The sequence below is a fragment of the Haliea salexigens DSM 19537 genome (genome assembly GCF_000423125.1).
In the GTDB taxonomy this organism is placed as follows: domain Bacteria; phylum Pseudomonadota; class Gammaproteobacteria; order Pseudomonadales; family Halieaceae; genus Haliea; species Haliea salexigens.
In genome coordinates this window covers 51396-78157 of sequence record NZ_AUHJ01000018.1, presented here as the reverse complement: position 1 = coordinate 78157, position 26762 = coordinate 51396, and the positions used below count along the sequence as shown (strand labels likewise).

At 63.1% G+C, this 26762-nt stretch carries 23 protein-coding genes and 1 tRNA gene; 12 read left to right on the top strand and 12 right to left on the bottom strand.

The window, feature by feature from the left end:
- Nucleotides 1-84 precede the first annotated feature (84 nt).
- Nucleotides 85-1173, top strand: coding sequence for an N-methyl-L-tryptophan oxidase (gene solA, locus G533_RS0116270; RefSeq protein WP_027950882.1), 1089 nt, complete (start codon nucleotides 85-87; stop codon nucleotides 1171-1173).
- A 51-nt stretch (nucleotides 1174-1224) separates the two neighbouring features.
- Here solA and G533_RS0116265 read toward each other — a convergent pair.
- Nucleotides 1225-1311: transfer RNA gene (locus G533_RS0116265), tRNA-Leu, on the bottom strand.
- A gap of 132 nt (nucleotides 1312-1443) precedes the next feature.
- Between G533_RS0116265 and rnr the strand changes: the two genes are divergently transcribed.
- The 7 genes from rnr (at nucleotide 1444) to dnaB (ending at nucleotide 8482) form a co-directional block, all read left to right on the top strand.
- Nucleotides 1444-3852 (top strand): ribonuclease R, encoded by a 2409-nt coding sequence (gene rnr, locus G533_RS22400; protein WP_035528570.1) that lies wholly within the window; start codon nucleotides 1444-1446, stop codon nucleotides 3850-3852.
- 9 nt (nucleotides 3853-3861) lie between these two features.
- Nucleotides 3862-4617 carry a 23S rRNA (guanosine(2251)-2'-O)-methyltransferase RlmB gene (gene rlmB / locus G533_RS0116255; protein ID WP_027950881.1) on the top strand — a complete coding sequence of 252 codons (756 nt, stop codon included), beginning with the start codon at nucleotides 3862-3864 and terminating at the stop codon, nucleotides 4615-4617.
- 134 nt (nucleotides 4618-4751) lie between these two features.
- Nucleotides 4752-5192 (top strand): 30S ribosomal protein S6, encoded by a 441-nt coding sequence (gene rpsF, locus G533_RS0116250; protein WP_027950880.1) that lies wholly within the window; start codon nucleotides 4752-4754, stop codon nucleotides 5190-5192.
- Between the two features lie 49 nt (nucleotides 5193-5241).
- Complete coding sequence (gene rpsR, locus G533_RS0116245; RefSeq protein ID WP_027950879.1) at nucleotides 5242-5469, top strand: 30S ribosomal protein S18; 228 nt, start codon at nucleotides 5242-5244, stop codon at nucleotides 5467-5469.
- A gap of 54 nt (nucleotides 5470-5523) precedes the next feature.
- Nucleotides 5524-6429 carry a hypothetical protein gene (locus G533_RS22395; RefSeq protein WP_051230498.1) on the top strand — a complete coding sequence of 302 codons (906 nt, stop codon included), beginning with the start codon at nucleotides 5524-5526 and terminating at the stop codon, nucleotides 6427-6429.
- Between the two features lie 45 nt (nucleotides 6430-6474).
- Complete coding sequence (gene rplI, locus G533_RS0116235; protein ID WP_027950878.1) at nucleotides 6475-6924, top strand: 50S ribosomal protein L9; 450 nt, start codon at nucleotides 6475-6477, stop codon at nucleotides 6922-6924.
- Between the two features lie 136 nt (nucleotides 6925-7060).
- Entirely contained in the window at nucleotides 7061-8482 is a 1422-nt protein-coding gene (dnaB, locus tag G533_RS0116230; RefSeq protein WP_027950877.1) for a replicative DNA helicase, read from the top strand.
- Between the two features lie 43 nt (nucleotides 8483-8525).
- Here the strand turns inward: dnaB and G533_RS0116225 are convergent, their stop codons facing one another.
- From G533_RS0116225 to G533_RS24085, 5 genes are all read right to left on the bottom strand, one after another.
- Nucleotides 8526-10205 (bottom strand): isovaleryl-CoA dehydrogenase, encoded by a 1680-nt coding sequence (locus G533_RS0116225; protein ID WP_027950876.1) that lies wholly within the window; start codon nucleotides 10203-10205, stop codon nucleotides 8526-8528.
- 40 nt (nucleotides 10206-10245) lie between these two features.
- Nucleotides 10246-11058, bottom strand: a complete 813-nt coding sequence (locus G533_RS0116220) for a tetratricopeptide repeat protein (RefSeq protein ID WP_035528565.1) — start codon at nucleotides 11056-11058, stop codon at nucleotides 10246-10248.
- A gap of 55 nt (nucleotides 11059-11113) precedes the next feature.
- Nucleotides 11114-12658 (bottom strand): metallophosphoesterase family protein, encoded by a 1545-nt coding sequence (locus G533_RS23635; protein ID WP_027950874.1) that lies wholly within the window; start codon nucleotides 12656-12658, stop codon nucleotides 11114-11116.
- 115 nt (nucleotides 12659-12773) lie between these two features.
- Nucleotides 12774-13445 (bottom strand): replication protein P, encoded by a 672-nt coding sequence (locus G533_RS22385; RefSeq protein WP_027950873.1) that lies wholly within the window; start codon nucleotides 13443-13445, stop codon nucleotides 12774-12776.
- Nucleotides 13357-14640, bottom strand: coding sequence for a DnaT-like ssDNA-binding domain-containing protein (locus G533_RS24085; protein WP_027950872.1), 1284 nt, complete (start codon nucleotides 14638-14640; stop codon nucleotides 13357-13359). Before G533_RS24085 ends, G533_RS22385 begins: the two co-directional genes overlap by 89 nt.
- Before the next feature lie 115 nt (nucleotides 14641-14755).
- Here G533_RS24085 and radA point away from each other — a divergent pair, with 115 nt between their 5' ends.
- Nucleotides 14756-16132, top strand: a complete 1377-nt coding sequence (gene radA, locus G533_RS0116200) for a DNA repair protein RadA (RefSeq protein WP_027950871.1) — start codon at nucleotides 14756-14758, stop codon at nucleotides 16130-16132.
- A gap of 25 nt (nucleotides 16133-16157) precedes the next feature.
- Here the strand turns inward: radA and G533_RS0116195 are convergent, their stop codons facing one another.
- The 5 genes from G533_RS0116195 to G533_RS0116175 all read right to left on the bottom strand — a co-directional run bounded on the left by G533_RS0116195 (nucleotide 16158) and on the right by G533_RS0116175 (nucleotide 21765).
- A complete protein-coding gene (locus tag G533_RS0116195) occupies nucleotides 16158-16544 on the bottom strand; it encodes a PilZ domain-containing protein (protein ID WP_027950870.1) in 387 nt (128 codons plus the stop codon).
- A 49-nt stretch (nucleotides 16545-16593) separates the two neighbouring features.
- Nucleotides 16594-18258 carry an energy-dependent translational throttle protein EttA gene (ettA, locus tag G533_RS0116190; RefSeq protein WP_027950869.1) on the bottom strand — a complete coding sequence of 555 codons (1665 nt, stop codon included), beginning with the start codon at nucleotides 18256-18258 and terminating at the stop codon, nucleotides 16594-16596.
- Nucleotides 18259-18916: 658 nt separating this feature from the next.
- Nucleotides 18917-19972 carry a succinylglutamate desuccinylase/aspartoacylase family protein gene (locus G533_RS22380; protein ID WP_035528563.1) on the bottom strand — a complete coding sequence of 352 codons (1056 nt, stop codon included), beginning with the start codon at nucleotides 19970-19972 and terminating at the stop codon, nucleotides 18917-18919.
- A gap of 6 nt (nucleotides 19973-19978) precedes the next feature.
- Nucleotides 19979-20425, bottom strand: coding sequence for an ATP-dependent zinc protease family protein (locus G533_RS0116180; RefSeq protein ID WP_027950868.1), 447 nt, complete (start codon nucleotides 20423-20425; stop codon nucleotides 19979-19981).
- A complete protein-coding gene (locus tag G533_RS0116175; protein WP_027950867.1) occupies nucleotides 20422-21765 on the bottom strand; it encodes a UDP-glucose dehydrogenase family protein in 1344 nt (447 codons plus the stop codon). The genes G533_RS0116180 and G533_RS0116175 overlap by 4 nt, the downstream gene beginning before the upstream one ends.
- A 182-nt stretch (nucleotides 21766-21947) precedes the next feature.
- Between G533_RS0116175 and glyA the strand changes: the two genes are divergently transcribed.
- On the top strand, nucleotides 21948-23210 hold the full coding sequence (gene glyA / locus G533_RS0116170; RefSeq protein ID WP_027950866.1) for a serine hydroxymethyltransferase: 1263 nt from the start codon (nucleotides 21948-21950) through the stop codon (nucleotides 23208-23210).
- 740 nt (nucleotides 23211-23950) lie between these two features.
- Here the strand turns inward: glyA and G533_RS0116160 are convergent.
- The gene (locus tag G533_RS0116160) at nucleotides 23951-25852 is read right to left on the bottom strand and encodes a gamma-glutamyltransferase family protein (protein ID WP_035528561.1); all 1902 of its coding nucleotides are present in this window, start codon (nucleotides 25850-25852) and stop codon (nucleotides 23951-23953) included.
- 89 nt (nucleotides 25853-25941) lie between these two features.
- On the opposite strand from G533_RS0116160, the gene G533_RS22375 reads away from it, so the two are divergent.
- Nucleotides 25942-26232: a CCDC90 family protein gene (locus tag G533_RS22375; protein WP_051230496.1), complete on the top strand. Its 291-nt coding sequence runs from the start codon at nucleotides 25942-25944 to the stop codon at nucleotides 26230-26232.
- A 52-nt stretch (nucleotides 26233-26284) separates the two neighbouring features.
- Entirely contained in the window at nucleotides 26285-26761 is a 477-nt protein-coding gene (gene nrdR / locus G533_RS0116150; protein WP_027950863.1) for a transcriptional regulator NrdR, read from the top strand.
- The last annotated feature ends 1 nt before the right edge of the window (nucleotide 26762 follow it).

Below are 26762 nucleotides of genomic sequence, written 5' to 3'. Positions count from 1 at the left end.
ACCCGACACGGTGGCATGTTGTGGGCAAGGTTCGCACGTGGCAGGCAGTGTGGATAGTCGCCTGCCTCCTCGGCTGTGCGTGCGATGAAGCACTACGACCTGATCGTCCTCGGCACCGGCGGTGTCGGCAGCGCCGCGCTCTATCACGCCGCCCGGCGCGGGCTGCGCTGCCTGGGGCTTGACCGTTTTCCACCGGCGCATGATCGGGGTAGCTCACACGGTGAATCGCGGCTGATTCGCCTGTCCTATTTTGAGCACGCCGATTATGTGCCGTTGCTGCAGCGTAGCTACGTACTCTGGGATCAGCTCGATCCCACCTTGCTGCACCGTAGCGGTGTGGCGTACTTTGGTCCCTCAGATAGCGAGATCATTGAGGGCGTGCTGGCGTCTGCGCGTCAGCACCAGTTGGCCGTGGACGTGCTGCGTGGCAACGCGATGCCCCAATTCTCTCCACCGGATGGTTTTACCGCGTTATACGAGGCTGATGCCGGTTGGCTGCCGGTTGAACGCTGTGTGCTGGCACACCTGGAGCAGGCGGCCGCGGCCGGGGCAGAGCACCGCTGGGGTGAGTCGGTGGTTGATTGGCAAGCGACGGACCGCCGCGTGAGCGTGACCACCGACCTTGGCCGATACGGCGCCGATGCTCTGGTAGTTGCCGGGGGCGCATGGAGCTCGCGGCTGCTGCAAACGCTCGAGTTGCCGCTCACCGTCCAACGCAAGCATATGCACTGGTTTCCCTGCGACGATCCGCGCCACCAAAGCGGTTTCTTCTTTGAGCTTCCTCATGGCCAGTTCTATGGCTTCCCGGCTATGAACGGGCGTTTGAAGGTGGCCGAGCACAGTGGCGGAGAGGTGGTGAGCAACCCGCTCGCCGCGAGCACAGCGCCAGACTCTGTGGACAGCCAGCGCATAGAAGCTTTCGTGCGCCAGCATCTACCTGGAGTAGGGAGCGAGCGTTTGGGGCATCAAACCTGCTTTTACACGCGCACACCGGATGATCACTTCATTGTTGACCGTTACCCCGGGAACGATAACGTCGCTTTTGCCGCTGGATTGTCGGGGCACGGCTTCAAGTTCGCTGCGGTACTGGGGGAGATGCTGGTCGATCTGGCAACCGGAGAAACACCTGCTTTCGATTACGGCTTTCTGGGTCTATCGCGCTTCAAGCGCTGAAGGACAGGCTCGCGGCTGGGGGAAGTCATACGGGGAATGACTGAAGTAGTGTGGTGCCCAGGAGAGGACTTGAACCTCCACGCCCTTTCGAGCACTAGCACCTGAAGCTAGCGTGTCTACCAATTTCACCACCTGGGCATCGTGCAATCACGGTGGATTACCCGAGGGCGCGCACTTTACTTTTCCGCAGCAGATTTGTCAATCCTCGCGTATACTGTTGCCACCTAAAATTTAGACCACGTTAAATCACGACAGGAAGCCCCGTTACCTATGGCTAAAAAAGGCAAGATTGCCGACCCCCACGCCGAGCGCGAAGCCGCACGCTACGACAACCCGATTCCCAGCCGCGAAGTCATCCTCGACCTGCTCACAGCCGCGGACAAACCCTTGAGTCACCCGCATATCGCCCGCGACCTCGACCTGCATGAAGAGGAGCAGGTTGAGGCGCTGCGCAAACGGCTGCGCGCCATGGAGCGCGATGGCCAGCTGATGGTCAATCGGCGCGGCGCCTATGGCCTGGTGGACAAGCTGAACCTGTTGCGTTGCCGTGTGCAGGGCCACCGTGACGGCTACGGTTTTGCCATCCCGCTGGAGGAGGGGGATGACGTCTACCTCAGTTCCCGGCAGATGCAGTTTGTGTTTGACGGCGATGAAGTGCTGGTGGGCATCATCGGCCTGGATCGCCGCGGGCGTCCGGAAGGCCGTGTGGTGGAGGTGCTGCACCGCGGCACGTCGCGTGTTGTCGGCCGGTATGAGGAGGAGAGCGGCATTGGTTTCGTGGTGCCGGACAACAGCCGTGTCAACCACCGGGTGTTGATTCCGCCCAAGCTTAAGGGCGGCGCCAAGTCCGGCCAGATTGTGACGGCGGAAATCACCGACTACCCCACGCGCAACCTCGGTGCCAAGGGCCAGATCGTGGAAGTGCTCGGCGACCATCTTGACCCCGGTCTGGAAATCGACGTTGCCATCCGCTCCCACGGCATCCCGCACGAATGGTCCGAGGCGGTACTGCGCGAAGCGGGCTCGCTGGAAGAGGAGCCGCGAGAGGAAGACAAGAAATATCGCGCTGACCTGCGCGGCCTCGGGTTTGTCACCATCGATGGCGAGGATGCACGCGATTTTGACGATGCCGTGTACTGTGAAAAGCGCCTGCGCGGCTGGCGCCTGTGGGTGGCTATTGCTGATGTGTCGCACTACGTGCGCCCCGGTTCCGCGCTGGACGAAGAGGCGGCGCTGCGCGGGAACTCGGTGTACTTCCCCGAGCAGGTAGTACCCATGTTGCCCGAGGCGCTCTCCAACGGTCTGTGCTCGCTCAAGCCCAAGGTGGATCGTCTCGCCATGGTCTGTGAGATGGAGTTGAGCGGCTCCGGCAAGCTCACCGGTTTCCGTTTCTACGAGGCGGTTATTCACTCCCAGGCGCGCCTCACCTATACCCAGGTGGGCGAAGCGCTGGAAGGTGGCAGCGATCCGCAGATTGACAAGAACCGGCTCAAGGACCTGAAGCGGCTGCAGTCGCTGTACAAGGTTTTGCGCAAGGCACGTGATGTGCGCGGGGCTATCGATTTCGAAACGACAGAAACCCGGATCCTGTTCAACGAGCAGCGCAAGATCGACGCCATTGTGCCGGTGGTGCGCAACGATGCGCACAAGCTGATTGAAGAATGCATGCTCTGCGCCAATGTGGCGGCAGCGCGATTCTACGAAGAGCACGAGCTGCCCGTGCTGTATCGGGTGCACGAGGGCCCCACGCCCGAGAAGCTCGAAAACCTGCGCGCCTTCCTCGGCGAGCTCGGCCTGGACCTGCGCGGTGGTGAAAAGCCCACACCCGCCCACTACGGCGACCTGCTGGACGCGGTGCAAGGGCGCGACGACGCGAATGTCATCCAGACCATGTTGCTGCGCTCGTTGCGCCAGGCCGTCTACACACCGGAAAACGAGGGCCACTTCGGCCTGCATTATCCCGCCTATGCGCACTTTACCTCGCCCATCAGGCGCTATGCGGACCTGCTGGTGCACCGGGGTATTCGTCACATCATCCGCTCCAAGGGCCGTACCAAGACGGTGCAGCGCCAGCGCGGTGCCCCGGAGATCCCGCGCGAGGCGATCTTTCCCTACAACGAGCGCGACATGGTGGCCCAGGGCCTGCACTGCTCCATGACCGAACGGCGTGCGGATGATGCGACCCGCGATGTGGAGTCCTGGCTCAAGTGTGAATTCCTGCAGGAGCATGTGGGGGATGAGTTCGACGGCGTTATCGCGGCGGTAACCTCCTTTGGCCTGTTCGTGGAATTACAGCCCATCTATATAGAAGGCCTCGTCCACATCAGCGCGTTGCCCGGCGATTACTACAGTTTCGATGCGTCCAAACAGCGGCTGGTGGGTGAGCGCAGTGGCCGCAGTTACCGGCTGGGCGGGCGCGTGCGCGTGCAGGTTGCCCGGGTGGACCTGGACGACAAGAAAATCGACCTGGAGTTGATCGACGCACCTCCCGCCAGCAAGGCCAAGGCCAACAAGCCGCGCAAGCGCAAAGCTGAAGGCTCAGCCTCTGCCAATCCGCCGCGCAAGAAGGCAGGTGCCGCAAAGCCGAAAGCGGCTACAAAGTCTGGTGCAGGGTCACGCAAGGGTGGCGAGGGGGACAGTGCCAAGCCGGCGGGCAAGTCCCGGCGGCGCCGGCGCTAGGCGGCTGTCATGCAGTATCTGTTCGGCATTCATGCCGTTGATGGCCTGTTGCGGCGCAAACCCGAGTCGATCCGCGAGCTGGCATTGCAGCAGGGCCGGTCGGACAAGCGGATTGCCGCGCTGGAAACCCTGGCACGCAATCAGGGGGTAGCGGTGGTGCGCGCCCCGCGCGCGGTGCTGGATGAGCGCGTCAGCGGGCGCCACCAGGGCGCGGTAGCCACGCTGGATGCCGTGGCGGGCTCGGAGTCAGCCGGTGACAACCTGCTGGACGAGGTGGACTTGCTGCAGCTGGTGGATGACAGCCCGCATCCCGTGCTCCTGCTGGTGCTCGATGGAGTCACTGATCCGCACAATCTGGGCGCCTGCCTGCGCAGTGCGGATGCCGCCGGTGTTGATGCGGTAATCGTGCCCAAGGACAAATCCGCTGACCTGGGCCCCACGGTGAGCAAGGTGGCCTGCGGTGCCGCCGAGGCGGTGCCGTTCGCCCGCGTGACCAATATTGCCCGCACACTGGAGGCACTCAAGGCCCGCGGTGTGTGGATTTACGGCACGGCCGGTGAGGCGGATGCCACGATCTATGACACCGACCTGCGCGGGGCCGTGGCCCTGGTGATGGGTGCGGAGGGAGACGGGATGCGCCGTCTCACCCGTGAGCTCTGCGACTACCTGATCAAGCTGCCGATGGCGGGCAGCGTGAGCAGCCTCAATGTGTCGGTCGCGACCGGTATCTGCCTGTTCGAGGTGGTGCGCCAACGTGCCGTTTGACCTGCCGCGTAATGCTTGCGGCGACCGAGGAAAATCTATAGAATCCGCGGCCTGAATTTTGCCCGGCTGTTTTGGCAGCCGATCCTCCTTGCTACACCGCCCCGGTGGGTAGCATTAACCCGTAAGGAGCCACCATGCGTCATTACGAAGTAGTATTTATGGTCCACCCGGACCAGTCCGAACAAGTGCCCGGTATGATCGAGCGCTACTCCAACACCATCCAGAAAGACGGCGGCAGTGTGCACCGTCTGGAAGACTGGGGTCGTCGTCAGTTGGCCTACCCGATCAACAAGATTCACAAGGCACACTACGTGCTGATGAATGTTGAAGCGTCCAACGAAGCGATGGAAGAACTCACTACGACATTCCGCTTCAACGATGCCGTCCTGCGTAACCTGGTTATTCGCCGCGACGAGGCCGTCACTGATGAATCTTTCATCATGAAGGCAGAGAAAGAAAGCCGCGAGCGCAAGACCCGTTACGAAGAGCGCCAATCAGCTGACGCCGAGCGCACTGCGCGCAGCAACAGCAATGATGATTCGGCAGACAAGGGCGACGACGAGTCCGGCGAATAAGCCGGCTGTTGCGTTGTAACGTTTAGTACAGTTTACGAGGAGTAGCACCATGGCACGTTTTTTCCGTCGCCGTAAGTTCTGTCGCTTCACTGCCGAAGGCACGAAGGAAATCGACTACAAAGATCTGGAAACGCTGAAGGCGTATGTTTCCGAAACCGGCAAGATTGTTCCGAGCCGCATCACGGGCACCAAGGCACGGTACCAGCGTCAGCTGTCTACCGCGGTCAAGCGCGCGCGGTTTCTGGCGCTGCTGCCCTACTCGGATTCCCACAAGTAAGGAATCCCTCAGGGTGATGGCCGCGAGCGGTCATCAGGAACCGGGAGGCCCCGATTGAAAGGCCTGGCCAATTTCATCATGCGCGGCCGCTTGCAGGCATTGCTGGTGGCCGTTGCCGGTTCCGGCAGCCTGTTGTTCTGCTGGATCAGCGCGGCTGCTATTGCGCTGGTCGCCCTGCGCCAGGGGCCGGGGCAAGGGCTGTGGCTGCTGTTGTGGGCCGTGTTGCCCGCCGGTGCCTTGATGCTGGTGTTTGGCGACAGCGGCCCGTTTGCCCTGTTGCTGGGTACAACTGCACTGGCGCTGGTGCTGCGGTCGACCGTGAGTCTGCCGTTGGCGCTACTCGCCAGTGTGCCGGTAGGACTGCTGACCGGGCTCGGTATCAGCGTATTCGGCGGTGAGTTATTGGCGCAGATGTTGGCGTTTTTTGACCAGTTTCTCGCCAGCCTGGAGCAGCAGATGGCGGCGGATAACGCCGCTGTTGCGCTGCCCCGGCCAACGGCCCTGCAGGTGGCCGGCATGCTGGGAGCGGCCAACGCCATGCTCAGCGTACTGTGCCTGCTGTTGGCCCGCTGGTGGCAGGCAGCACTGTATAATCCGGGCGGTTTTGGCGGCGAGTTTCGCACGCTGTATTATCCGCCGGCGGTGAGTACGCTGTTGGTAGTGGGTGCAGCGGCGCTGGTGGCCATGGGGCCTGAATTCCGCCCCTGGGCGGCGGTGTGCGCAGTGCCACTGACGGCTGCCGGGCTTGCACTGGCGCACGCGCGCGTGGCGCAGCGGGGCCGCGGCAGTGGTCTGCTCACGGCGCTGTATGTGGGCTGGCTGTTGGTGGACCTGGTGAAGCTGCTGGTGGTGCTGTTGGCGGTGGTGGACAGCTGGTGGGGATTCCGCCAGCGCTGGGCGGCTGTCGGGCAAGATGTTCGCCGGCGCGATGAAGAAGACGATCGCGACAACCGGGGTTGAGAATTTACACGTAAGGGGCCTGGCCCCCGAAAAGAGGAAGTCAAAATGGAAGTCATTCTGCTGGAAAACATCGGCAACCTGGGTGGCCTGGGCGACAAGGTTGACGTGAAAGCCGGCTACGGCCGCAACTACCTGGTACCGCAGGGCAAGGCTGTGCCTGCTACACGCAGCAATATTGCCGAGTTCGAAACCCGTCGTGCGGAACTGGAAGCGGCCGCGGCTGCAGCCCGGTCTGCCGCCGAGCAACGTGCCGAGGCGATCAACGCCCTGCAGCCGGTCACCATCGGCGCCAATGCGGGTGAAGAAGGCAAACTGTTCGGTTCCGTGGGTACCCGCGATATCGCCGAAGCGGTTACCGCTGCCGGCTGTGAAGTGGACAAGGCCGAAGTGCGCCTGCCAGAAGGTCCGCTGCGTGAACTGGGCGAGTTTGAAGTGGATATCCAGGTTCACGGTGACGTTACCGCGACCGTTGTGATTGCGGTTGTTGCCGAGTAAGCCTGCCGTGGCCCCGGCTCTGGCCGGGGTTTATCCCGCTGTAGCGCTGCGCGTCCGGCAAACTGTCGGACGCGCGGTTACCCTGCAAGCCAAAATCCGCTAACCTGTGTGGCCGTTCAGGCCGCAGCACGCCCTCATGCCCGAGACCGACTATTCCGAGATGATCGCCCAACCACCGTTTGCCGGTGGCGGGAGCAACTTCGACCGGGACGTCGCGCGCATCAAGATGCAGCCCCACTCCATCGAGGCCGAACAGTCAGTGCTCGGCGGCCTTCTGTTGTCAGCCGATGGCTGGGACGCTGTTGCGGAAACCGTCACCGCGGACGATTTCTATCGCCCCGACCACCGCCTTATTTTTCGTCAGATCGCCCGTCTGGCTGAGGCCACCCAGCCGATTGACGTGATCACGGTCGCAGACCGGCTCACCGCCAATGGGGAGCTGGACGCCGCGGGCGGCCTCTCCTACCTCGCGGAGCTGGCCAGCAATACCCCGAGTGCCTCGAACATCCGAGCCTACGCGGAGGTGGTCAATGAGCGCGCCAGCCTGCGCAAGCTGATCGAGGCGGCGCAAACGATTGCCGAGAGCGGCTTCAGCCCAGAGGGGCGCAGCTCCAACGAGCTGATTGATGAGGCCGAGCGCCTGATCATGCAGATCTCGGAGCAGGGCCCCAAGGCCGGCGGTCCCCGTGATGTGAACCCGTTGCTGCAGTCGGCGCTGGCGCGCATCGAGGAGTTGTTCCACTCCGGGGGCGACATCACCGGCCTCGATACCGGTTTCATTGAGCTCAACCGTAAAACCTCGGGCCTGCAGCCCTCTGACCTGGTGATCGTTGCAGGCCGGCCGTCCATGGGCAAGACCAGCTTCGCCATGAACCTGGTCGAGAACGCGGTGCTCTCCCAGGCGAAGCCGGTGCTGGTGTTCAGTATGGAGATGCCCGCGGAACAGCTGATTATCCGTATGCTCTCCTCTATCGGGCGCATCGATCAAACGCGGATTCGCACCGGTAAGCTGGAGCAGGAAGATTGGCCCAAACTCAGCGGTGCGGTGTCCAAGCTCAAGGACCTGCCGCTGTTCATTGATGATACCCCGGCGCTGACACCCACTGAACTGCGCAGCCGCGCGCGGCGCATTGCCCGCGAGCACGGGCAGATCGGCATGATCATGGTGGACTACATCCAGTTGATGCAGGTGGCGGGTTCCTCCGAGGGCCGCACCGCCGAGATCTCGGAAATCTCGCGCAGCCTGAAGGCGATCGCCAAGGAGTTCGCCTGCCCCATGGTGGCACTCTCGCAGCTCAACCGTTCGCTGGAACAGCGTCCGAACAAGCGTCCGGTGAACTCCGACCTGCGTGAGTCAGGCGCCATTGAGCAGGATGCTGACGTGATCATGTTCATCTACCGCGACGAGGTCTACAACGAGGATTCGCCCGATAAGGGCACCGCGGAAATCATCCTGGGCAAGCAGCGGAACGGCCCCATCGGCACCTGTCGGCTGGCGTTTATTGGCCAGTTCACTCGCTTTGAGAACCTCGCACGCGGACACTACGACGAGGAATAAACGCCTTCACTAGCGGCTACCGTGCCGCCAGAGCGGTGGCGCTTCAGGCCTGTGGGGTGGCGCGCTCGATAATCGCCGCGCAGTCAACGCCGCGGGGCAGGGTGCCCACGTTGTGTTGGCCCTCGCCGCCCAGGCGGGAGTTGCAGAAGGCTTCCGCCAACCCGGTGGGTGCGTGTTGCAGCAACAGTGCGGCCTGCAGCGACCGCGCCATGCGGTCCACCACATCCCGAGCGCGGTATTCGAAGTCCTCGGGAGCGGCCAGATCCTGCTGCAGGCGCGTAATTTCGCGGTCCAGCGTGGCGTGGGCACCGCGCGCAGCACCCAGTTCATCCAGAAACACCTCGACCACTCGGGGCGACTTCTGCATGGCACGCAGGACGTCAAGGCACTGCACGTTGCCGCTGCCCTCCCAGATGGCGTTTACCGGTGCTTCGCGATAGAGCCGCGGCATCATGCTGTCCTCCATCACCCCGCTGCCGCCGATACACTCCATGGCCTCGTAGGCATGGTTGGGCGCGCGTTTGCATACCCAGTACTTGCCCACGGCAACGCCCAGGCGCATGAACAGCGCCTCGCGTTCATCGCCGGTATTGTCCAGAGCGCGCGCCATGCGCATGCCCAGGACCAGCGCGGCCTCGCTTTCAATGGCCAGGTCGGCCAGCACGTTCTGCATCAACGGCTGTGCGTTCAGCACGCGGCCAAAGGCCTCGCGGATGCTGCAGTGGTGCAGTGCCTGAGAGGCGGCCATGCGCATACCGGCCGCGGAACCGATCATGCAGTCAAAGCGGGTCAGGCTGACCATTTCCACAATGGTGCGTACGCCGCGACCTTCCTCACCCAGCAGCCAGCCCAGTGCGCCGCGCAGCTCGATTTCACTGGAGGCGTTGGAGGCGTTGCTCAGCTTCTTTTTCAGGCGCAGCACCTGCAGCGGGTTCTTGCTGCCATCCGGACGCCAGCGGGGCACCAGGAAGCAGCTGGGGCCGGCCTCGGTTTGCGCCAGCACCAGGAACGCATCGCACATGGGGGCGGAGAGGAAGAACTTGTGCCCGACCAGTTCGTAGGCTTCCCCGGTGCCGCGCGCGCCCAGCGGGTGCGCACGCGTGCTGTTGCTGCGCACGTCGGATCCACCCTGCTTTTCCGTCATGCCCATGCCAATCGTGACACCCTGTTTCTCGGTGTCGGGTACGTTGCGCGGGTCGTAGGTGCGCGCGGTGATCTTGGGTTCCCAGAGGGCTGCAATGGCGGGCGCTGTGCGAATGGAAGGAATGCAGGCGAAGGTCATGGTAATGGGGCAGCCGTGCCCCGCCTCCACCTGGCCCTGCAGGTAGCTGTGGGCGGCGCGGGCCACATGTGCACCCGATCGCGGGTCAGTCCAGGGCGACGAATGCAGGCCGTGCCTGACCGCGCTGTCCATGAGGGTGTGGTAGGCGGGGTGGTAGCTGACCAGGTCGACGCGATTGCCGAAGCGGTCGTGGGTATCGAATTCCGGCGTGTACTTGTTGGCGGCAAAGCCAAGTTGCAGGTAGTCCGCCCGGCCCACCGCATGGCCAAAGGCGACCAGGCTCTCGTTGGCCCAGTCTGCCCCTTCACGCGCCACCGCGTCCTGCAGCGCCCGATCCTGCGTGTAGAGGTTGTAGTTTTCCAGTTCACGGGAGACGTTTTCAACAACGTGCGTGTCGGCGAGGGCCGAGGCCCTCTCAGCGGTGGTTTGCTGGGCAGTCATGGGAGGCTCCGCTTCGTGGCGTGTTCGGGCCCCCGTTATATCAGCCCGAGAGCGCCTCTGCCAGCCGCACGGCGCGATCTTCCAGCGCGCGTCGTGCCGGTGTGTCGCGCTGTGCGGCCAGCTGCGCTTGCGCCTGCTGGAGGAGCTTGTTGGCATCTGCCTTGCGCCCGGCCTGTTGCAGCAGGTCAACGGTGTCGAGTTTCCAGCGCGCACTGTCGCGCAGGGTGGTGCGCATGGCTTCCTGCCGGGCAATTGCCGCTGGCAGTCGGCCTGCGGCGACCTCCAGGCTGATGGCCTGGCGCTGTAGCTGCGGCACCATGCCGAGTTGCTCAAGGCCCTGGTCGAGCACGGCGAGCGCATCCTCGGGGCGCCCCTCCCCTACCAGCATATTGGCGGCGGACACGAACAGGCCCGGGCTGGGACGTGCCTGTAGCCTGAAATAGGTTTGCAGGTCTGCCAGGGCGCGCGCGTGGTTGCCGGCATCGCGGGCGATAAACGCCCTGTGCCGGAACCCTTCCGGGTCGTTGGGGAACGTCTGCACGTGGCGATTGGCCAGCGCCATGGCTGCGGCGAGGTCACCCTTGCCGTAGAGCATGATGCTCTCGGCAAGATCCACGCGCTCAGCCGGACCGAGCTCGCGGGCCCGGGCGAAATCGTTTTCCGCCTCGGTGAAGTGACCGATCTCGCCGTAGACGGAGCCCCGCTGCAAGTACAGCGCCTGATTGTCCGGCGCCTTGGCCAGCGCCTGATCGATGGCCTTGAGCTGATCTTCATGGCCGGGGTGAGCCAAAGAAGGTGTGGCAGCCACTGGTGACAGGCACAAAAACAGGGTTAAAAGCAGTCGCGGTGACATGACATAAGTACTCGATTGAAGGGGGCCACGGCGAGTCGCCGCGGCCCCTGCGGGGTCAACGGGTGATGGTGAACTGGTCAAGCACCTCGCCGTCTACCGTAATGAACGAGTGTGTCAGTTCTGTGTCGGACGCATCGATCACGGCGGAACCAAGCACTGGCAGACCGCGGCGCGGGGGCTCCTCGGTGTCAGCCGGCTGGTCGATGTGTGCCGGATGGCGCAGCCATTCGTCTGCAGCGGTGAGGCTGCCGGCGTCCTCGTCGGCTTTCCCCGAATTGCCCACCACGCTGTAGATCACCCGGTCATCCACGCCTCCGCTGGTCGGGCTGAGCTGGGCGTAGGGCATGTCGCCGCGGCCGGAAGCGGGCTGCGCCGGGTCACCATTGCGCAATTCGGCATGCTCTGCTGTCGAGAAAGTATCCGAGGTGCCGGTGTGGCTGGTGATGTAATAGCTGCGTTCGTAGGAGTGGGAGTGACCGTTGTAGACCAGGTCCACCCCGTGGGCATCGAAGATGGGCACGAACTGCTCACGCATGTCGCGCTGTGGGCGATCGAAACCGTTTACTTTCTCCACATCATCCGAGTCATGGTTGGCACCCTTGGAATAGGGGGGGTGGTGGAAGATCACGACGGTCCAGTCGAGGTCGTTGCTGCTCAGGTCATCAATCAACCACTCGCGCATCGTTGCCATCTGTTCCGGGTCGCGCGCCGAGAGCTGTGAATCCAGGCTCACCACATGCACATTGCCGTGGTCGAACGAGTAGTACTGTTCCGTGCCGCTGGCCACGCCACCCGCTTCGCCCTCGGCCGGCAGGGAGAAGATGTCGAGGTAGGGCATGCGTCCCGGCTCATCGTCGGCGGTGGCCTGATACGAGTCGGGGTCTGCGCTGGTCCCCAGGCCCGGCAGGCCGAGCGTAGGTGAAAGGAAGCCCAGCCCCATTTCGTGGTTACCTATCGTGGGCCATAGCGAAACGGACTTGAGCAGGTCGGGGTAGGTTTCGAACACGGCCTGCTGGTAATTGAAGTCGCTGCCCACGTTGTAGGCGTTGTCGCCGAGCATCAGGAACAGGTCGACTGCCTTGCCGTCAGCCTCCACAAAGGCTTCCAGACCGGCCAGTACCTCGGCGGCTTCTCCTTCGTGCCCTTCGCGTTCGTCGTCGCCGCCGGTGCCCGAATCACCAATCACCCAGAGGCGGGTTTTGCCACCGGCCGCAGCATTGCCGCGCTCAGGCGCCGTGGTGAATTGCTGGCCAGCCGGCGCCGAGGGGGCACCGCCCACGGAGTAGTAGTAGGTGGAGCCGGCCTCCAGCCCATCGATACGCACTTCTTTGTGATCGCCTTCAGTCTCCTCGGCCGTGAACCGCGTGGCCAGCAACTCGGCGCTACTGCCGATGCAGGCCGCGGTGGCGTCGCCGCGCCACTTGATGATCACGCTGCTGCTGGTGAGCTGCTGCAAGAACAGGCGGGAGGATGCAACTTCGGTACCGTCGCAGGGGTTCGGCGGCGGCAGGACCTCTGCCACCTGGTCGCTGCCATCACTGCAGCCGGCCAGGAATGCAGCCACAGCGGCCGCCATCAAGGTGTTGCTGTATCGAATCATAACCGAGTATCCATTGTTATTGTGGGACGTGCGTTGAGCGCGTGCAATGGGAGAGGAGAAATTAACAGGTGGCCGCAGAATCGGCAATAAACACCTGTCATTGCGCTTTCACCGCTCAGAGTTGTGTCTCGCGGCGCAACCTGGCCAGCGCTGCGAGTTGCTGTTCGGTCGACAGTGGCTCGGCGGCGTGCTGTTCCAGGGCCGGCTCCTGCGGCACCGCCAGCGCTTCGCCGCGCAGCGCACGTGTGCACCAGGCCTGGTAGTGCTTGCGAAACACCGGCCAGGTGCTGCGTTCCGGGTTGTTGGCGAGGAAAAACCAGTCGCTGTCACGGCCCGCCAGGTACACCGCCGGGTGGCTCCAGGGCTGTGCCGAGCGCGGGCTTTGCGCATCGCAGGCTTCACGGTAGGCGCTGTAGGCATCGGGCAGGCCGAGGCTGGCAATGCTCTCCTGACAGCACTCCAGCATGCGGTGCAGGGTTGGCAAGTACTCGCTGTTTTCGATGGCGTGGCGTGCACCGCGCAGAATCTGCTCAACCGGGTAATCGGCCAGCGATTCCAGCCAGAGCTTCTTGATCTGCTTGAGCTGCTCGGCGTCGGGGTACGCCGCGTAGTACTGGTTGTGGTAGTTCAGCCGGAACAGGGCGAAAACCTGGTTGATCGCCTCGATGTGGCCATCGCTGGCGGGTCGGCGGCGGGCGTCAGTCGGCCCAGGAGGTGTCGTTGAGGTCGTCTGCGAGGCTTGAATCCCGCGTGCGACTCGTTCGAGGAGATCCTTGCTGTCCGTCATGGTTGTGCCCTGCCTGGTCAATGCGGTGCTGTTTGGCCCAATGGAACTTTACGTGCTGCAGGAATTTGCTGTTCCAGGATGTGTGTGCCTGGTTGCTGTCACGCCAGTAGATGATGAACTCCGGCAGCAGTTCGCGGGCAAAGTTCTCATCGATATGCGACAGGCGCAGAATATCAAAAACATCGTCGTCCGGCTGCCAGTCCTCGGCAATGCGCCGTGGCTCTGTACTGTGGCGCATGCTGGAGGTGTACTTGGCCCACTGGATGCGGATGTGCTGGATGAATTTCGAGTTCAGTTCCCGGGGCGCGTCGCCGCGCTCGCGCCAGTAGAGTATGAACTCCGGGGTCGCCTCGTCGATGAATTCGGGGTCGATGCCGCTGCGCAGCATGATATCCAGGGCGTCCCGGCTGGGTCGCCATTGGTTGTCCAGGGGGGGATTCTGGTCGGCCCGAAAAGCCTCTGCGCGGCTCTGTTGCTCCCGTCGCCAGCAGCTGATGACGTGCTGGCGAAACTTGTTCTCCCAGGCGTGGCTGGGTTCGCCGCGCTCGCGCCAGTAAAAGATGAAATCTTCCAGTTGGTCTAGCGCGAACTGGCGCGGTATGTTGTGGTTCAGGCCCAGCAACTGCAGCAAGTCTTCACTGGGCCCCCAGCTGCCGGGTAGTTGTGACGCGCTGCGTCGAGTAGGTGACGGGTCGGTGCCGAAGTGTTGGGCTGGGCGGCCTGCCTGGCCGGATGTGGCTGTGGGTGTGCCGGTTGCGGCCTGCATGCCCGATGCGTGGGCTTTCGGGGCGCCAGACCGCGGGACGCCGGACCCCGGGACGCCGGCCGGCGGTTGGCCGCCCCCCGGGACGCCGGCCGCCGGAGCGCCGGACCCCGGGACGCCGGCCGGCTCATTCATGGCGAAGAGGAGTTCGGGGTGGCTGTGCAGCGGGGGTGACTCCACCAGAATCACGCCCTTGTCCGCAAGGCTCTGGCAGATGCGGTAGAGGTCGGCGGGGCCCCAGAACGGCAGCTGCTGCAGCAGGAAATCACGCTCGACCCGCAGCCAGCGATAGCCCCGGTGCAGCTGTGCGGCGCGGTGGGTGAACAGTGTTGACAGCTGCTGCAGCAGAATCGCCTCCTCCAGCCCGATCGTTGCCGCCAGCCCGGGCGAGAACACCAGGGGCGGTTCGGGGATCAGGGAGGAGTGCGGCATGGAAATTCCGGTAGTGTTGGGCAAGTGACCATCGAGTGCACTAGGATACCGACCTGACCCTGCGGCTGATAGCGGGGTGACTGATTTTTTCCGCGGCAACTGAGCAGGGCAGGGCATGGCGAAGAGCAAAACGGCGTTCGTGTGTAACGAGTGTGGCTCGGATTATGCGAAATGGCAGGGTCAGTGCAACGACTGCGGCGCCTGGAACTCACTGTCAGAGGTGCGTCTCGGTGGCCCGGCTGGGGCCGGTGCGGCCCGCAGTGGCAAGGCTCGGGGTGGTTTTGCCGGCACCGTGAGCGAAGCACGCCTGCTGGGCGAAATTGACCTCGAGGAGCTGCCGCGCTTCAGCAGCGGTGCGGAGGAGTTTGACCGGGTGCTGGGAGGCGGGCTGGTACCGGGGTCTGCGATTCTGGTCGGCGGCAATCCGGGCGCGGGCAAGAGCACCCTGCTACTGCAGACCATGTGCCATCTGGCGGCCAACATGGATGCCCTTTACATCACCGGCGAAGAATCCCTGCAGCAGGTGGCCATGCGCGCGCGTCGGCTGGGGCTGGCAACAGACCGCCTGCGGCTGATGGCCGAAACCAATGTCGAGGCCATTATCGCTGCCGCAGAGAATCACCGCCCGCGGGTGTTGGTGGTGGACTCGATTCAGGTTGTGCACTCCGACGACCTGAGTTCCGCGCCGGGCAGTGTGTCCCAGGTGCGCGAGTGCGCGGCGTTTCTCACCCGGTTTGCCAAACGCACCGGCACGGTGCTGTTCCTGGTGGGGCACGTTACCAAGGACGGCTCCCTGGCCGGCCCCAAAGTGCTGGAGCACATGATCGACTGCTCCATCCTGCTGGAGGGTGGGCACGACTCGCGCTTCCGTACCCTCCGTGGGCAAAAGAACCGCTTCGGCGCCGTCAACGAGCTGGGCGTATTCGCCATGACCGAGCAGGGCCTGCGGGAAGTGCGCAACCCTTCGGCCATTTTTCTCGACCGCAGCAGCGAGCCTGCCTCGGGCAGTGCGGTGATGGTGGTCTGGGAGGGTACCAGGCCGTTGTTGGTGGAAATCCAGGCGCTGGTGGACGACAGCGCCTTGGGCAACCCGCGCCGCGTGGCCGTGGGGCTGGAGCAGAACCGCCTCGCCATGCTGCTGGCAGTACTGCACCGCCACGGCGGCCTGCAGGTGGGAGACCAGGACGTATTTGCCAACGTGGTTGGCGGCGTAAAAGTGCTGGAGACCAGTGCCGACCTCGCACTGTTGCTGGCGATTGTGTCGAGCTTCCGTGACCGGCAGTTGCCGCGGGATATGGTGATCTTCGGCGAGGTGGGCCTCTCCGGCGAGATCCGCCCCGTGCCCAGCGGCCAGGAGCGCTTGTCAGAGGCTGCCAAGCACGGTTTCCGCCGGGCCATCGTGCCGAAAGCGAATGCGCCGCGTGGGGAAATACGCGGCATGCAGGTCATTGCGGTGTCCCGCCTCGAGGAGGCGCTCGCGGCGGTGGAATAGACGCACCGCGAGCACGCGGGCGCCGCTAGTCGTCCTCGACGCCGCTTTCCTCGTCGAGCCTGCGCAGTTCGCCGTCCAGCACATCGGGGTTGCTCAGATGGGCGGCCAGTAGACCCCGCAGGGGGTCGATATTCTCCCGGTCCACGTGGTCGACCTTGAACCCCAGGCGCCCGTTTTCCACATGCTGAAGATAGGCATACAACTCCAGCGGCTCAGCGGCACCGGTGTCGATCAGTAGTGTAAAAGGTTCGTTGTACTGCGCGTCCCACACATCCGGCTGATCAGTGGCCGCGCCCCCCAGGGAAATGTCGATCAGGCGCTGATGCCAACTACTGCCGCCCTGCTGTACTTCCACGGGCAGGTCGATGGCGACGCGGGTGAAGGCTCGGCGTTCAATAGGGGTGTCAGTCATGCCAGGTCTCTTGCGTTTGCTGTTGGTGGAATCATAGCCCACACCGGGCCTACTTCAACTTGCGATACTTGACCCGGTGCGGTTGCGCGGCCGCCGCGCCCAGACGGGCCTTGCGATCCTCCTCGTATTCCGTGAAGTTGCCCTCGTGGAATACCACATTGCCATCGTCCTCGTAGGCCAGGATATGCGTGGCAATCCGGTCCAGGAACCAGCGGTCGTGCGAGATCACCAGCGCGCTGCCCGGGAACGTGAGCAGCGCCTCCTCCAGCGCGCGCAGGGTTTCCACATCAAGGTCGTTGGTCGGTTCGTCCAGCAACAGCACGTTGGCGCCCTGCTTGAGCAGGTTGGCCAGGTGCAGGCGATTGCGCTCGCCGCCGGAAAGATCCTTGACGAACTTCTGCTGGTCCGAGCCCTTGAAGTTGAAGCGCCCCAGGTAAGAGCGCGAATTCACCTCGTAGTTGCCGATGCGGATCACATCCTGACCGCCCGATACCTGCTCCCACACTGTTTTGCTGCCGTCCAGGTCATCGCGCGACTGGTCGACATAGCCCAGCTGGACAGTCTCCCCCACCTTCACCTCGCCGCCGTCCGGCTGCTCCTCGCCCATCAGAATCCGGAACAGGGTCGACTTGCCCATGCCGTTGGCGCCGATGATGCCGACGATGCTGCCTTTGGGTACAGTGAAGCTGATATTGTCGAACAACAGCCGCTCACCGTAGGTTTTCTTCAGGTTCGTGACTTCCACGACGTTGTCGCCCAGGCGCGGCCCCGGCGGAATGTAGATTTCATTGGTCTCGTTGCGCGCCTGGAACTCCTGCGATTGCAGCTCCTCATAACGCTGCAGGCGCGCTTTGCTTTTCGCCTGGCGACCTTTGGGGTTGCTGCGCACCCACTCCAGTTCCGCCTTGATCGCCTTCTGATGCGAGGCTTCCTGCCGCTTCTCCTGCTCCAGGCGCGCCTCCTTCGTCTCCAGCCAATCCGAGTAATTGCCCTCGTAGGGGATGCCGCGGCCGCGGTCCAGTTCCAGAATCCAGCCGGCGGCGTTGTCGAGGAAATAGCGGTCGTGCGTAATCGCCACTACCGTGCCCGGGAAGTCGTGCAGGAACTTCTCCAGCCAGGCCACGCTCTCGGCATCCAGGTGGTTGGTCGGCTCGTCCAGCAGCAACATGTCAGGTGCCGACAACAGCAGGCGACACAGCGCCACCCGGCGGCGCTCACCACCAGACAGCGTGGTGACATCCGCGTCCCACGGTGGCAGGCGCAGAGCATCTGCCGCCACTTCCAGCTTGTGGTCCAGATTGTGGGCATCGGTCGCCTGGATAATGTCCTCGAGCCGCGCCTGCTCCTTGGCCAGTGCGTCAAAATCCGCGTCCGGCTCCGCGTAGGCGGCATACACCTTGTCCAGCCCGGCCAGCGCGTCCACCGCCTCCTGCAGGCCCTCCTCGACATTGCCGCGCACGTCTTTTTCCGGATTGAGCTGCGGCTCCTGCGGCAGGTAGCCGATCTTGATACCCGGCTGCGGGCGCGCCTCGCCCAGAATGTCCGTATCGATGCCCGCCATGATGCGCAGCAGCGTCGACTTGCCGGAGCCGTTCAACCCGAGCACACCGATCTTGGCGCCAGGGAAGAAGGAGAGCGAAATGTCTTCGAGGATTTTCTTTTTCGGCGGCACTACCTTGCCGACGCGGTTCATGGTGTAGACGTACTGAGCCATCTGGTTGCGTTGCCTTTGGTGATCGAAAATGTGGGCGGATTCTAGCAGGAATCGGGGCTGGGTTCAGTGCCCTGCCGTGCGCGTGTCGGCTCTCCGTTTTGGTTGCCGCTTCGTTTGGCTACCGCTCGGTTCGGTTGCAGCTCCGTTCGGGTGTCACTTCGCTCGGGTGTCGGCGGCGAACGGTGCAGGGCTGCCGGGACACGCTCAAGGCCATCCATGGCTCGCTTGACCTCGACATCCTGTCTCGGACAGTCCCGGCAGCCCTGCACCGCCCCCCGCCTCAGCAGTAGGCGATGGGCTTGGGTGCATTTTCAGGTTGGGTTAGTGCCAAGGTGGGTGTTTTATGTGGATTGATGGTGATGGATTCAATTTTGTGGGGCAGTCTCGAAGCTCTGAAGCTCTCTAGCTCTCTAGCTCTCTAGCTCCTTAGCTCTCTAGCCCTAAAGCCCCGAAATCCCGAAATCTGAATCCAGCAGCCCCAACCCCAAAGTGCACCCGAATCTCCAGGGTTGGCGCCAAGGTCGGGGTGGCGGTGGGAACAATTCGGGGCTGTCCGAGACAGGATGTCGAGGTCAAGCGAGCCATGGATGGCCTTGAGCGTGCCCCGAATTGTTCCCACCGTCGCCCCGGCCGCCCCCAAACGCAGGCACCGCCCCCGTCAATCAGCAATCGGCGCCGAACTCAAATCCTCCGGGTCCAGCTCCGACGCATCCGGCTCATGCGCCTCGTGAAATTCGTCCACCTCCCAATTCGCCTTCGCCCCGATCTCCGCAATATGGAACAGCGCATCCCCCTCATACGCCAGCGGTAGGTTGGTGCGCCCGATCACGATGCCGTGCGTATCCGCCACCACATCCGTTTCACTGGTACCCATCGGGTCCGCGATGAAACCGATCGTCTGGCCCTGCTGCACCTCCGCGCCCAGCGGTACCAGCACCCGCAGGATGCCGCTCTCCGGGGCGCGCAGCCAACGGGTATTGCGGCTGATCGTAGGCGGGCGTGAGCGGGCGCGGGAGCGGCGCAACATGCCGATATGGCGCATGACGTTGAGCACGCCTTTCACCCCGGCGCGAATGTAGATCTCGTCGAAGCGCAGCGCCTCGCAGGACTCATAGAGCAGCACCGGTACGCCGAGGTCCCCGGCCGCCTGGCGCAGGGAACCGTCGCGGATCTTGGCGTCGATGGCAATGGGAGCACCAAACGCTTCGGTCATGCCCAGCACCGTGGGGTCTTCCAGGTTCGCGCGTATCTGGGGGAAGTTGCTGCGGTGGCGGGCACCGGTGTGCAGGTCGATGCCGTGGGTGCAGTGGGCGACAATGTCCTGCAGGAATGTGTGCGCAATGCGCCCGGTCAGAGAGCCGCGAGCGGAGCCGGGGAAGGAGCGATTGAGGTCGCGCCCATCAGGCAGGTACCGGGTGTGGTTGATGAACCCGTAGACGTTGACGATGGGTATGGCGACCAGCGTGCCGCGCAGGCGGTCGAGGTGTGGGTCCTTGAGGATGCGACGGATGATCTCCACGCCGTTGATCTCGTCGCCGTGCACGGCGGCACAGACGAAAAGCACCGGCCCCGGGCGCTTGCCGCGCACCACTTGGACGCTGATGGACAGGTTGTCGTGGGTGTAGGTGGGCGCGACGGGTATGTCGATGACCTTGCGTTCGCCCGGCTGGATAACCTGGCCGCCTATCTTCAGTGCCTTGCCGTTTGCCGGCATCTGCCGTTATTCCTGTGTGCGTGCCCGCCTGCCAAGCAGGTAGGACTGACCGGGGTCCACCAGGCAGCGACCGCGCATGGCGGTGCGCCCGAGCAGCATGCGGAAGCGCATGTTTTCACGGTCGGTGAGGGTGATTTCAGCGTCGATGTGCTCGCCGCCGAGTTCGATGGCTGTCTGGATGACGTAGCGCACTTCCCGGTGCCCACCCGAGTCGGTGACCTGGCGCTGGTCCACCACCGGCGCCTCGCAGTCGACCACCAGTGCGGTGTTGCCCTGTTGAGGGTGTATGCCAAAGCGCACCCAGGGCTCTCCGTCGCGCTCAAACGGTTCAACGTAGAAGGCGTGCAGGGCACTGGTGCGTGCGCCGGTATCCACTTTGGCCTTGATCTGCGTGATACCGAGCTCGGGTAAGCTCAGCCATTCCCGCCAGCCCAGCGTAACCTTCGCGGTCATGCCGGCTTTGCCAGGGAGCGGCCGCGGCCGATGCCGTAGTACTCGATGTCCAGCTCTTCCATCTGTGCCGGGTTGTACAGGTTGCGGCCGTCAAAAATCAGGGGTGTACTGAGTTCGCGCTTGATCAGTTCGAAGTCGGGTGACCAGAAGGCTTTCCATTCGGTGCAGATCACCAGCGCATCGGCCCCTTGCAGGGCATCTTCTTTGTGTGCGCAAAGCGTCAGCTCGTCACGTTCGCCGTAGATCTCGCGGCAGGCCTGCATGGCCTGCGGGTCGAAGGCGCGCACTTTGCCCCCGCAGGACCAGATACCCTCCATCAGGTAGCGGCTGGGGGCCTCGCGCATGTCATCGGTGTTGGGTTTGAAGGACAGTCCCCACACGGCAATGGTCTTGCCGCTCAGGTCGGCACCCAGGCGCTCCATCACCCGTTCCGCCAGCTTGTTTTTCTGCCGCTGGTTGGTGTCGTGCACGGCGGTGAGAATGCCCGCGCGATGGCCGTGCTGCTCCGCCAGATGCTTGAGTGCGCGTACGTCCTTGGGGAAGCAGGAGCCGCCGTAGCCGCAGCCGGGGTAAATAAACTGGTAGCCAATGCGCGGATCTGACCCCATGCCGCGACGCACCAGTTCGATATCGGCGCCCACAGCTTCGGCGATGGTGGCCATTTCATTCATGAAGCTGATTTTGGTGGCAAGCATGGCATTGGCAGCGAGCTTGGTCATTTCCGCACTGCGTGGGTCCATATGCATCACTTTTTCGTGATTGCGGTTGAACGCCTGGTACATGCGCCGCAGTTCTTCCAGCACACGCGGCGATTCGGTGCCGATGATGATGCGGTCCGGGCTCTGGCAGTCGGCCACCGCGGAACCTTCCTTGAGAAATTCAGGGTTGGACGCCGCTTCGACCGCAATCGACCGCCCCTGATTGTGCAGCGTTTGCAGTATGTGGCGGTGCACGGTATCGGTGGTGCCGACTGGCACAGTGGATTTGGTGATGATCACTTTGCGGCTGGTCATATAGCGGGCGATGGAGTCTGCCACCTGCATCACGTAGGTGAGGTCGGCTGAGCCATCAGTGCCCGCCGGTGTGCCAACGCAAATGAAAAGGAAGTCGCTGGCCTGCACTGCCTCTTTGGCGTCCGTGGTGAAAGACAGCAGCCCGTTGCTGATGCCGTTGCGAATAAGCTGCGACAGGCCCGGCTCATAAAAAGGCACATCGCCTTCGCGCAGCCTGTCGACGCGGCCCGCGTCGATATCCATGCAGACGACCTTATGGCCCACATCGGCAAAAATCGCTGCCTGCACCAGGCCCACATAGCCACTACCAAAGATACTGATATTCATCGTTTACCGGGATTTCCTGTATTGCCGTTGCGGGTTGACCGCCCACTGTATGTCATAACAGTGACAGAAATAATACAGGAATCGTCCGGCGGTGACTCTCCACTTATATGCAGCGCCGAATTTGGGTAAAATGCGCCGCTCATTTCACGGGCCGCCGCGGCCCCGCCTGCCAGGGGACACCGATGTTTGACCAGCACATGACCATTGAGGGGTTCGACGACGAGATTTTCGCCGCTATCAAGGAGGAAGAGCGTCGTCAGGAAGAGCATATCGAGCTGATTGCCTCCGAAAACTACACCAGCCCACGGGTCATGGAAGCCCAGGGCACCGTCCTGACCAACAAGTACGCCGAAGGGTACCCGGGCAAGCGCTACTACGGTGGTTGCGAGTTCGTGGACAAGGCCGAGCAACTGGCGATCGAGCGCGCGAAGGCGCTGTTCGGGGCGGATTACGCCAACGTCCAGCCGCACTCCGGTTCGCAGGCCAACTCGGCGGTCTACCAGGCGCTGTGCCAGGCCGGCGACACCGTGCTGGGCATGAGCCTGGCGGACGGGGGCCACCTCACCCACGGCGCCAAGCCCAACTTTTCCGGCAAGATGTACAACGCAGTGCAGTACGGCCTGAAAGCCGGCACGGGTGAAGTGGATTACGACCAGGTCGAAGCGCTGGCCCTGGAGCACAAGCCGAAGATGATCGTGGCCGGCTTCTCTGCCTACTCACGGGTGATGGACTGGGCCCGCTTTCGCACCATCGCCGACAAAGTGGGCGCCTACCTGCTCGTTGACATGGCGCACGTGGCCGGGCTTGTCGCTGCGGGCGTTTACCCCAACCCGGTACCGCATGCAGACGTGGTGACCTCCACAACCCACAAAACCCTGCGCGGGCCGCGCGGCGGCATCATTCTGGCGCGCGCCAACGAAGAGCTGGAGAAAAAGTTCCAGTCTGCTGTGTTCCCGGGTGGCCAGGGTGGCCCGCTGATGCATGTGATTGCGGCAAAAGCAGTGAGCTTCAAGGAGGCGCAGAGCCCCGAATTCGTTGCCTACCAGCAGCAGGTGGTGGCCAACGCCCGGGCGATGGCCAAGACCTTCATCGACCGGGGTATCAACATCGTCTCCGGTGGCACCGACAACCACCTGATGCTGGTGGACCTGATCGGCAAGCCCTACACGGGCAAGGATGCCGATGAGGCCCTGGGCAATGCGAACATCACGGTGAACAAGAACGCGGTACCGAACGACCCGCGCTCACCGTTCATCACCTCCGGCATGCGCGTGGGCACGCCGGCTATCACCACCCGCGGTTTCAAGGAAGCGGAGACTATCGAGTTGGCGGGGTGGATGTGTGATGTGCTGGAAGCGCTGGAGCAGGGTTCCGCCGACGCTGCCATTGCTGAGGTGAAGGGTAAGGTGCTGGATATCTGTGCGCGGTTTCCTGTGTATCGGTGATTCGGCTGATTGACGGGAAAGGGGAGCTTTGGCTCCCCTTTTTTGTGGGCTGGGCTGGGCTGTGGTTGGGACTTCGTAGCGCGGCCCGATGCGGTGCACGGGTGGGCGAACGGCCACTGTCTCGCGATCACCTCCGGGCCGCTGCGCAACTCGACCATTTTTGCTGCGCAAAAATTGGGACTCGAACAGTGCTCGCGGACTACCCCCTACGGTGATCGCGAGCCAAAGCTGTGGCCTGATTGTTCGCCCACCCGTGCACCGCATCGGGCCTGAAGGCTGAGCCTGCGAAAGGAACTGGGGGAATGGCAGGCGGTAAAATGCAAAAGCGTTGGATCAACGCGGTAACATATGGAACAAGCTCAAAGGCTCATCTCAATCCACCTTATTAACCCAAGGAGCGCGTCAACCCGGCCACCTCTGGGCAATCTGCACTGTGCGAGCCGGCCATATCCGAGCAGTACGCACTTTTCGAGCCGCCCACCTCTGGGAAATACGCTCCGTATGAGGGACGGCGTGGGTTATCGCGTCGAGAACAATCAGGCCACAGCTTTCGTTTTCCATCATCGGAGGGGGCTTTACGGCGAGTACTGTTTGAGTCCCAATTTTTGCGCAGCAAAAATGGTCGAGTTGCGCAGCCGCCCGGAGATGATGGAAAACGAGTGGCCGTTCTCGCCGCGATAACCCACGCTGTCCCGCCGCTACGAAGCTCCACACCCCGCAGCCCGGTACCCCGGTAGCTGCTACCAGGCAATCCCGTAGTCATCCCCGTAGTCCGACGCCCCACCCTGCATCACCCCATGCTCATGATCGAACCAGATCGCCGTGGTCGGGTTGTAGGTGCGCTCCACCACCTCTACTGTGTACCCCATGCGCTCAAGCTCGGCGCGGGTAAACGGTGAAACCAGCGGTGTAACCTGCAAGCGCCCGGGTTCGGACTGGTGCGCGCCAAACGAGCTCTGCATCTGGTAGCTGAGGATATTGTGCGCCTCCGCCGCCTGCTGCACGTTCATGTCGAACTCCACCATGTTGAGGAAGAACTGCAGCAGATTCTGCTCCTGGGTGTCGCCGCCCTGTACCGAGAAAGCCATCAATGGTTTGCCATCTTTGAGTGCCAGCGATGGCGTCAGGGTGACCCTTGGGCGCTGGCCGGGCTGCACCACGTTGTAGGGGTTCAGGGCCTCACCCAGCACAAAGCTTTGCATACGCTGGCTCAAGCCAACGCCTGTATTGCCGGCGATAAATGCTGGTATCCAGCCACCGGACGGGGTGACGGAAATTACCCAGCCCTCGGCATCCGCCGCCTGAATCGAGGTGGTGCCTGCCAGGAAGGCCTCGTCCGGTGTCATCACGCCGGCTTGCTGGAAGCTGTCTGCCCCCTCGGCATCGGCGGCAGGGGGTATCGGGGTCCACTGTTGACGAAGGGTCTCGAACGGGTTCTTGCCGCGCTGGTGGCGGTAGGGGTCACCCGGCTTGAGATCGGTGAGGTTGTGGTCAACGGGCATGAGCTTGCGGCGTTCGTCGGCATAGCGCTTGGAAAGCAGGCCGGTGATTGGTTCCTCCGGGGGCGTGTAGGGGTCCCCGTAGTAGAAATCCCGGTCGGCAAAGGCAAGGTTCATGGCCTGGTACAGCGTATGGATGTAGCGTGTGCTGTTGTAGCCCATGGCTTGCAGGTCGAAACCCTCAAGCAGGTTCAGTGCCTGCAGCAGGGCGGGCCCCTGGGTCCAGGTGGTGAGCTTGTAGACGTCGATGCCGCGGTAGTTCACGCTCACCGGCTCTTCGAGGATGACCTCCCAGTCGGCGAGGTCTTCGGTGGTGATGAGGCCGCCCGCGGCACGGTTGCTACGCACGATTTCGGCGGCAACGTCGCCGCGGTAGAAGCGCTCATAGGCGGCCATGATGGCGGCCTTGCGGTCGGCCCCCGCCGCCAGTGCACGGGCTTCCGCCTCCACCAGTTTTTGCAGTGTGGCGAGCAAATCGGCTTGCTGGAACACCTCGCCGGGTGCGGGCGCTGCGCGCTGCTCCGGGGCCTCGCTGTTGTAGTGGGGTAGGAACACGCGCTGGGAGTCCGGCCACTGCTCCAGGATACCCCGGCGGCTTTCGATAAAGCGGGCCTGGGTGGCTTCTATCGGATAGCCGCGGGCCATTTCCATGGCGGGCGCCAGCACGTCAGCCAGGCTCAAGCGGCCGAATTCCGCCACCATCACCATCAGGCCGCCCGGTGTGCCGGGGGTTACCGCTGCCAGTGGCCCGTATTCCGGTGGGTAAAGCATGCCCTGTTGGCGGAAAAACTCGGGCGTTGCGCCGGTGGGGGCAACGCCGAGGGCGTTCAGGCCGATCACCTTGCCGGTGTTCGGGTTGTAGATGAGTGCCTGGGTTTCCCCGCCCCAGCCCAGCACGTCCCACATCGTGGCGGTAACGGCGAGCATTGCCGCCGCGGCATCAATGGCGTTGCCACCCTGCTGGAACATCATGGCGCCCGCGGTGGCGCCCTGTGGCTTGCCTGTCACGGCCACCCAGTGCTTGCCCAGCAGCACCGGGCGGGCCGTTTTCTGGGCGAAAGAGGCCGTGGGCCAGATGATGCTCAACGCCAGAGTAAGCGCCAGGGTGCGTTGAGTGAGCCGGGTTGGAAAGCGACGGTGCATGGGTTTCTCCTCTAGCATTGGGTTGAGGATAACACTGCTCAGTCCAACGATTAGTCCACCGGGTGGCAAAAAGCGAAGAGGCGACTATTATGACATCAGTGCAATTCGATACGTTGCAATACGCAAGGCGCCTGAAAGCGGCGGGCGTTGCCCCCGAACAAGCGGAAGTGCAGGCGGAGTTAATGGCTGAAGCATTCGGATTCTACGTGAATAATCTTGTGACCAACGATCACCTTGATGCGCGGTTGGTGCAGCAGGATGCTCGCGTGGATGCACATTTCGCGCAGGTAGAAGGCACTCAGCGCCTGCACAGTGCGCTCCTGGCGCTTAACGTGGCAGCCGTCCTCGTGCCCCAACTGTCGGCGCTCTTGCTGCGCTAGGCGAAGCCAAAATGTGTTACGCTTCAGGCACTTGTCCTGAAGGTGAACGTTCATGCACTGCCCGTTTTGCGCTGCCGATGATACCAAGGTGATCGACTCGCGGCTGGTTGCCGAAGGCGACCAGATTCGCCGGCGTCGCGAGTGCCTGAGTTGTCACGAGCGTTTTACCACCTATGAAGTGGCGGAGCTGGTGATGCCGCGTATCGTCAAGCACAACGGCAACCGCGAACCTTTTGATGAAGCCAAGCTTCGGGTTGGCTTCCAGCGCTCGCTGGAAAAGCGCCCGGTGCCGGTAGAAGACGTGGAAGCCGCCATTAATCACATCAAGCACGCGCTGCGGGCGACGGGCGAACGCGAGGTGGGCTCGCGTGTGGTCGGTGAGCTGGTGATGGAGCACCTCAAGCAGCTGGACCAGGTGGCTTACGTGCGGTTTGCTTCCGTTTACCGTAAGTTCCAGGATATCGCCGAATTCAGGGACGCTATCGAGTTGCTGGAATCCGAGCCGCGGCCTGAGCGGGGCGGCGCCTGAG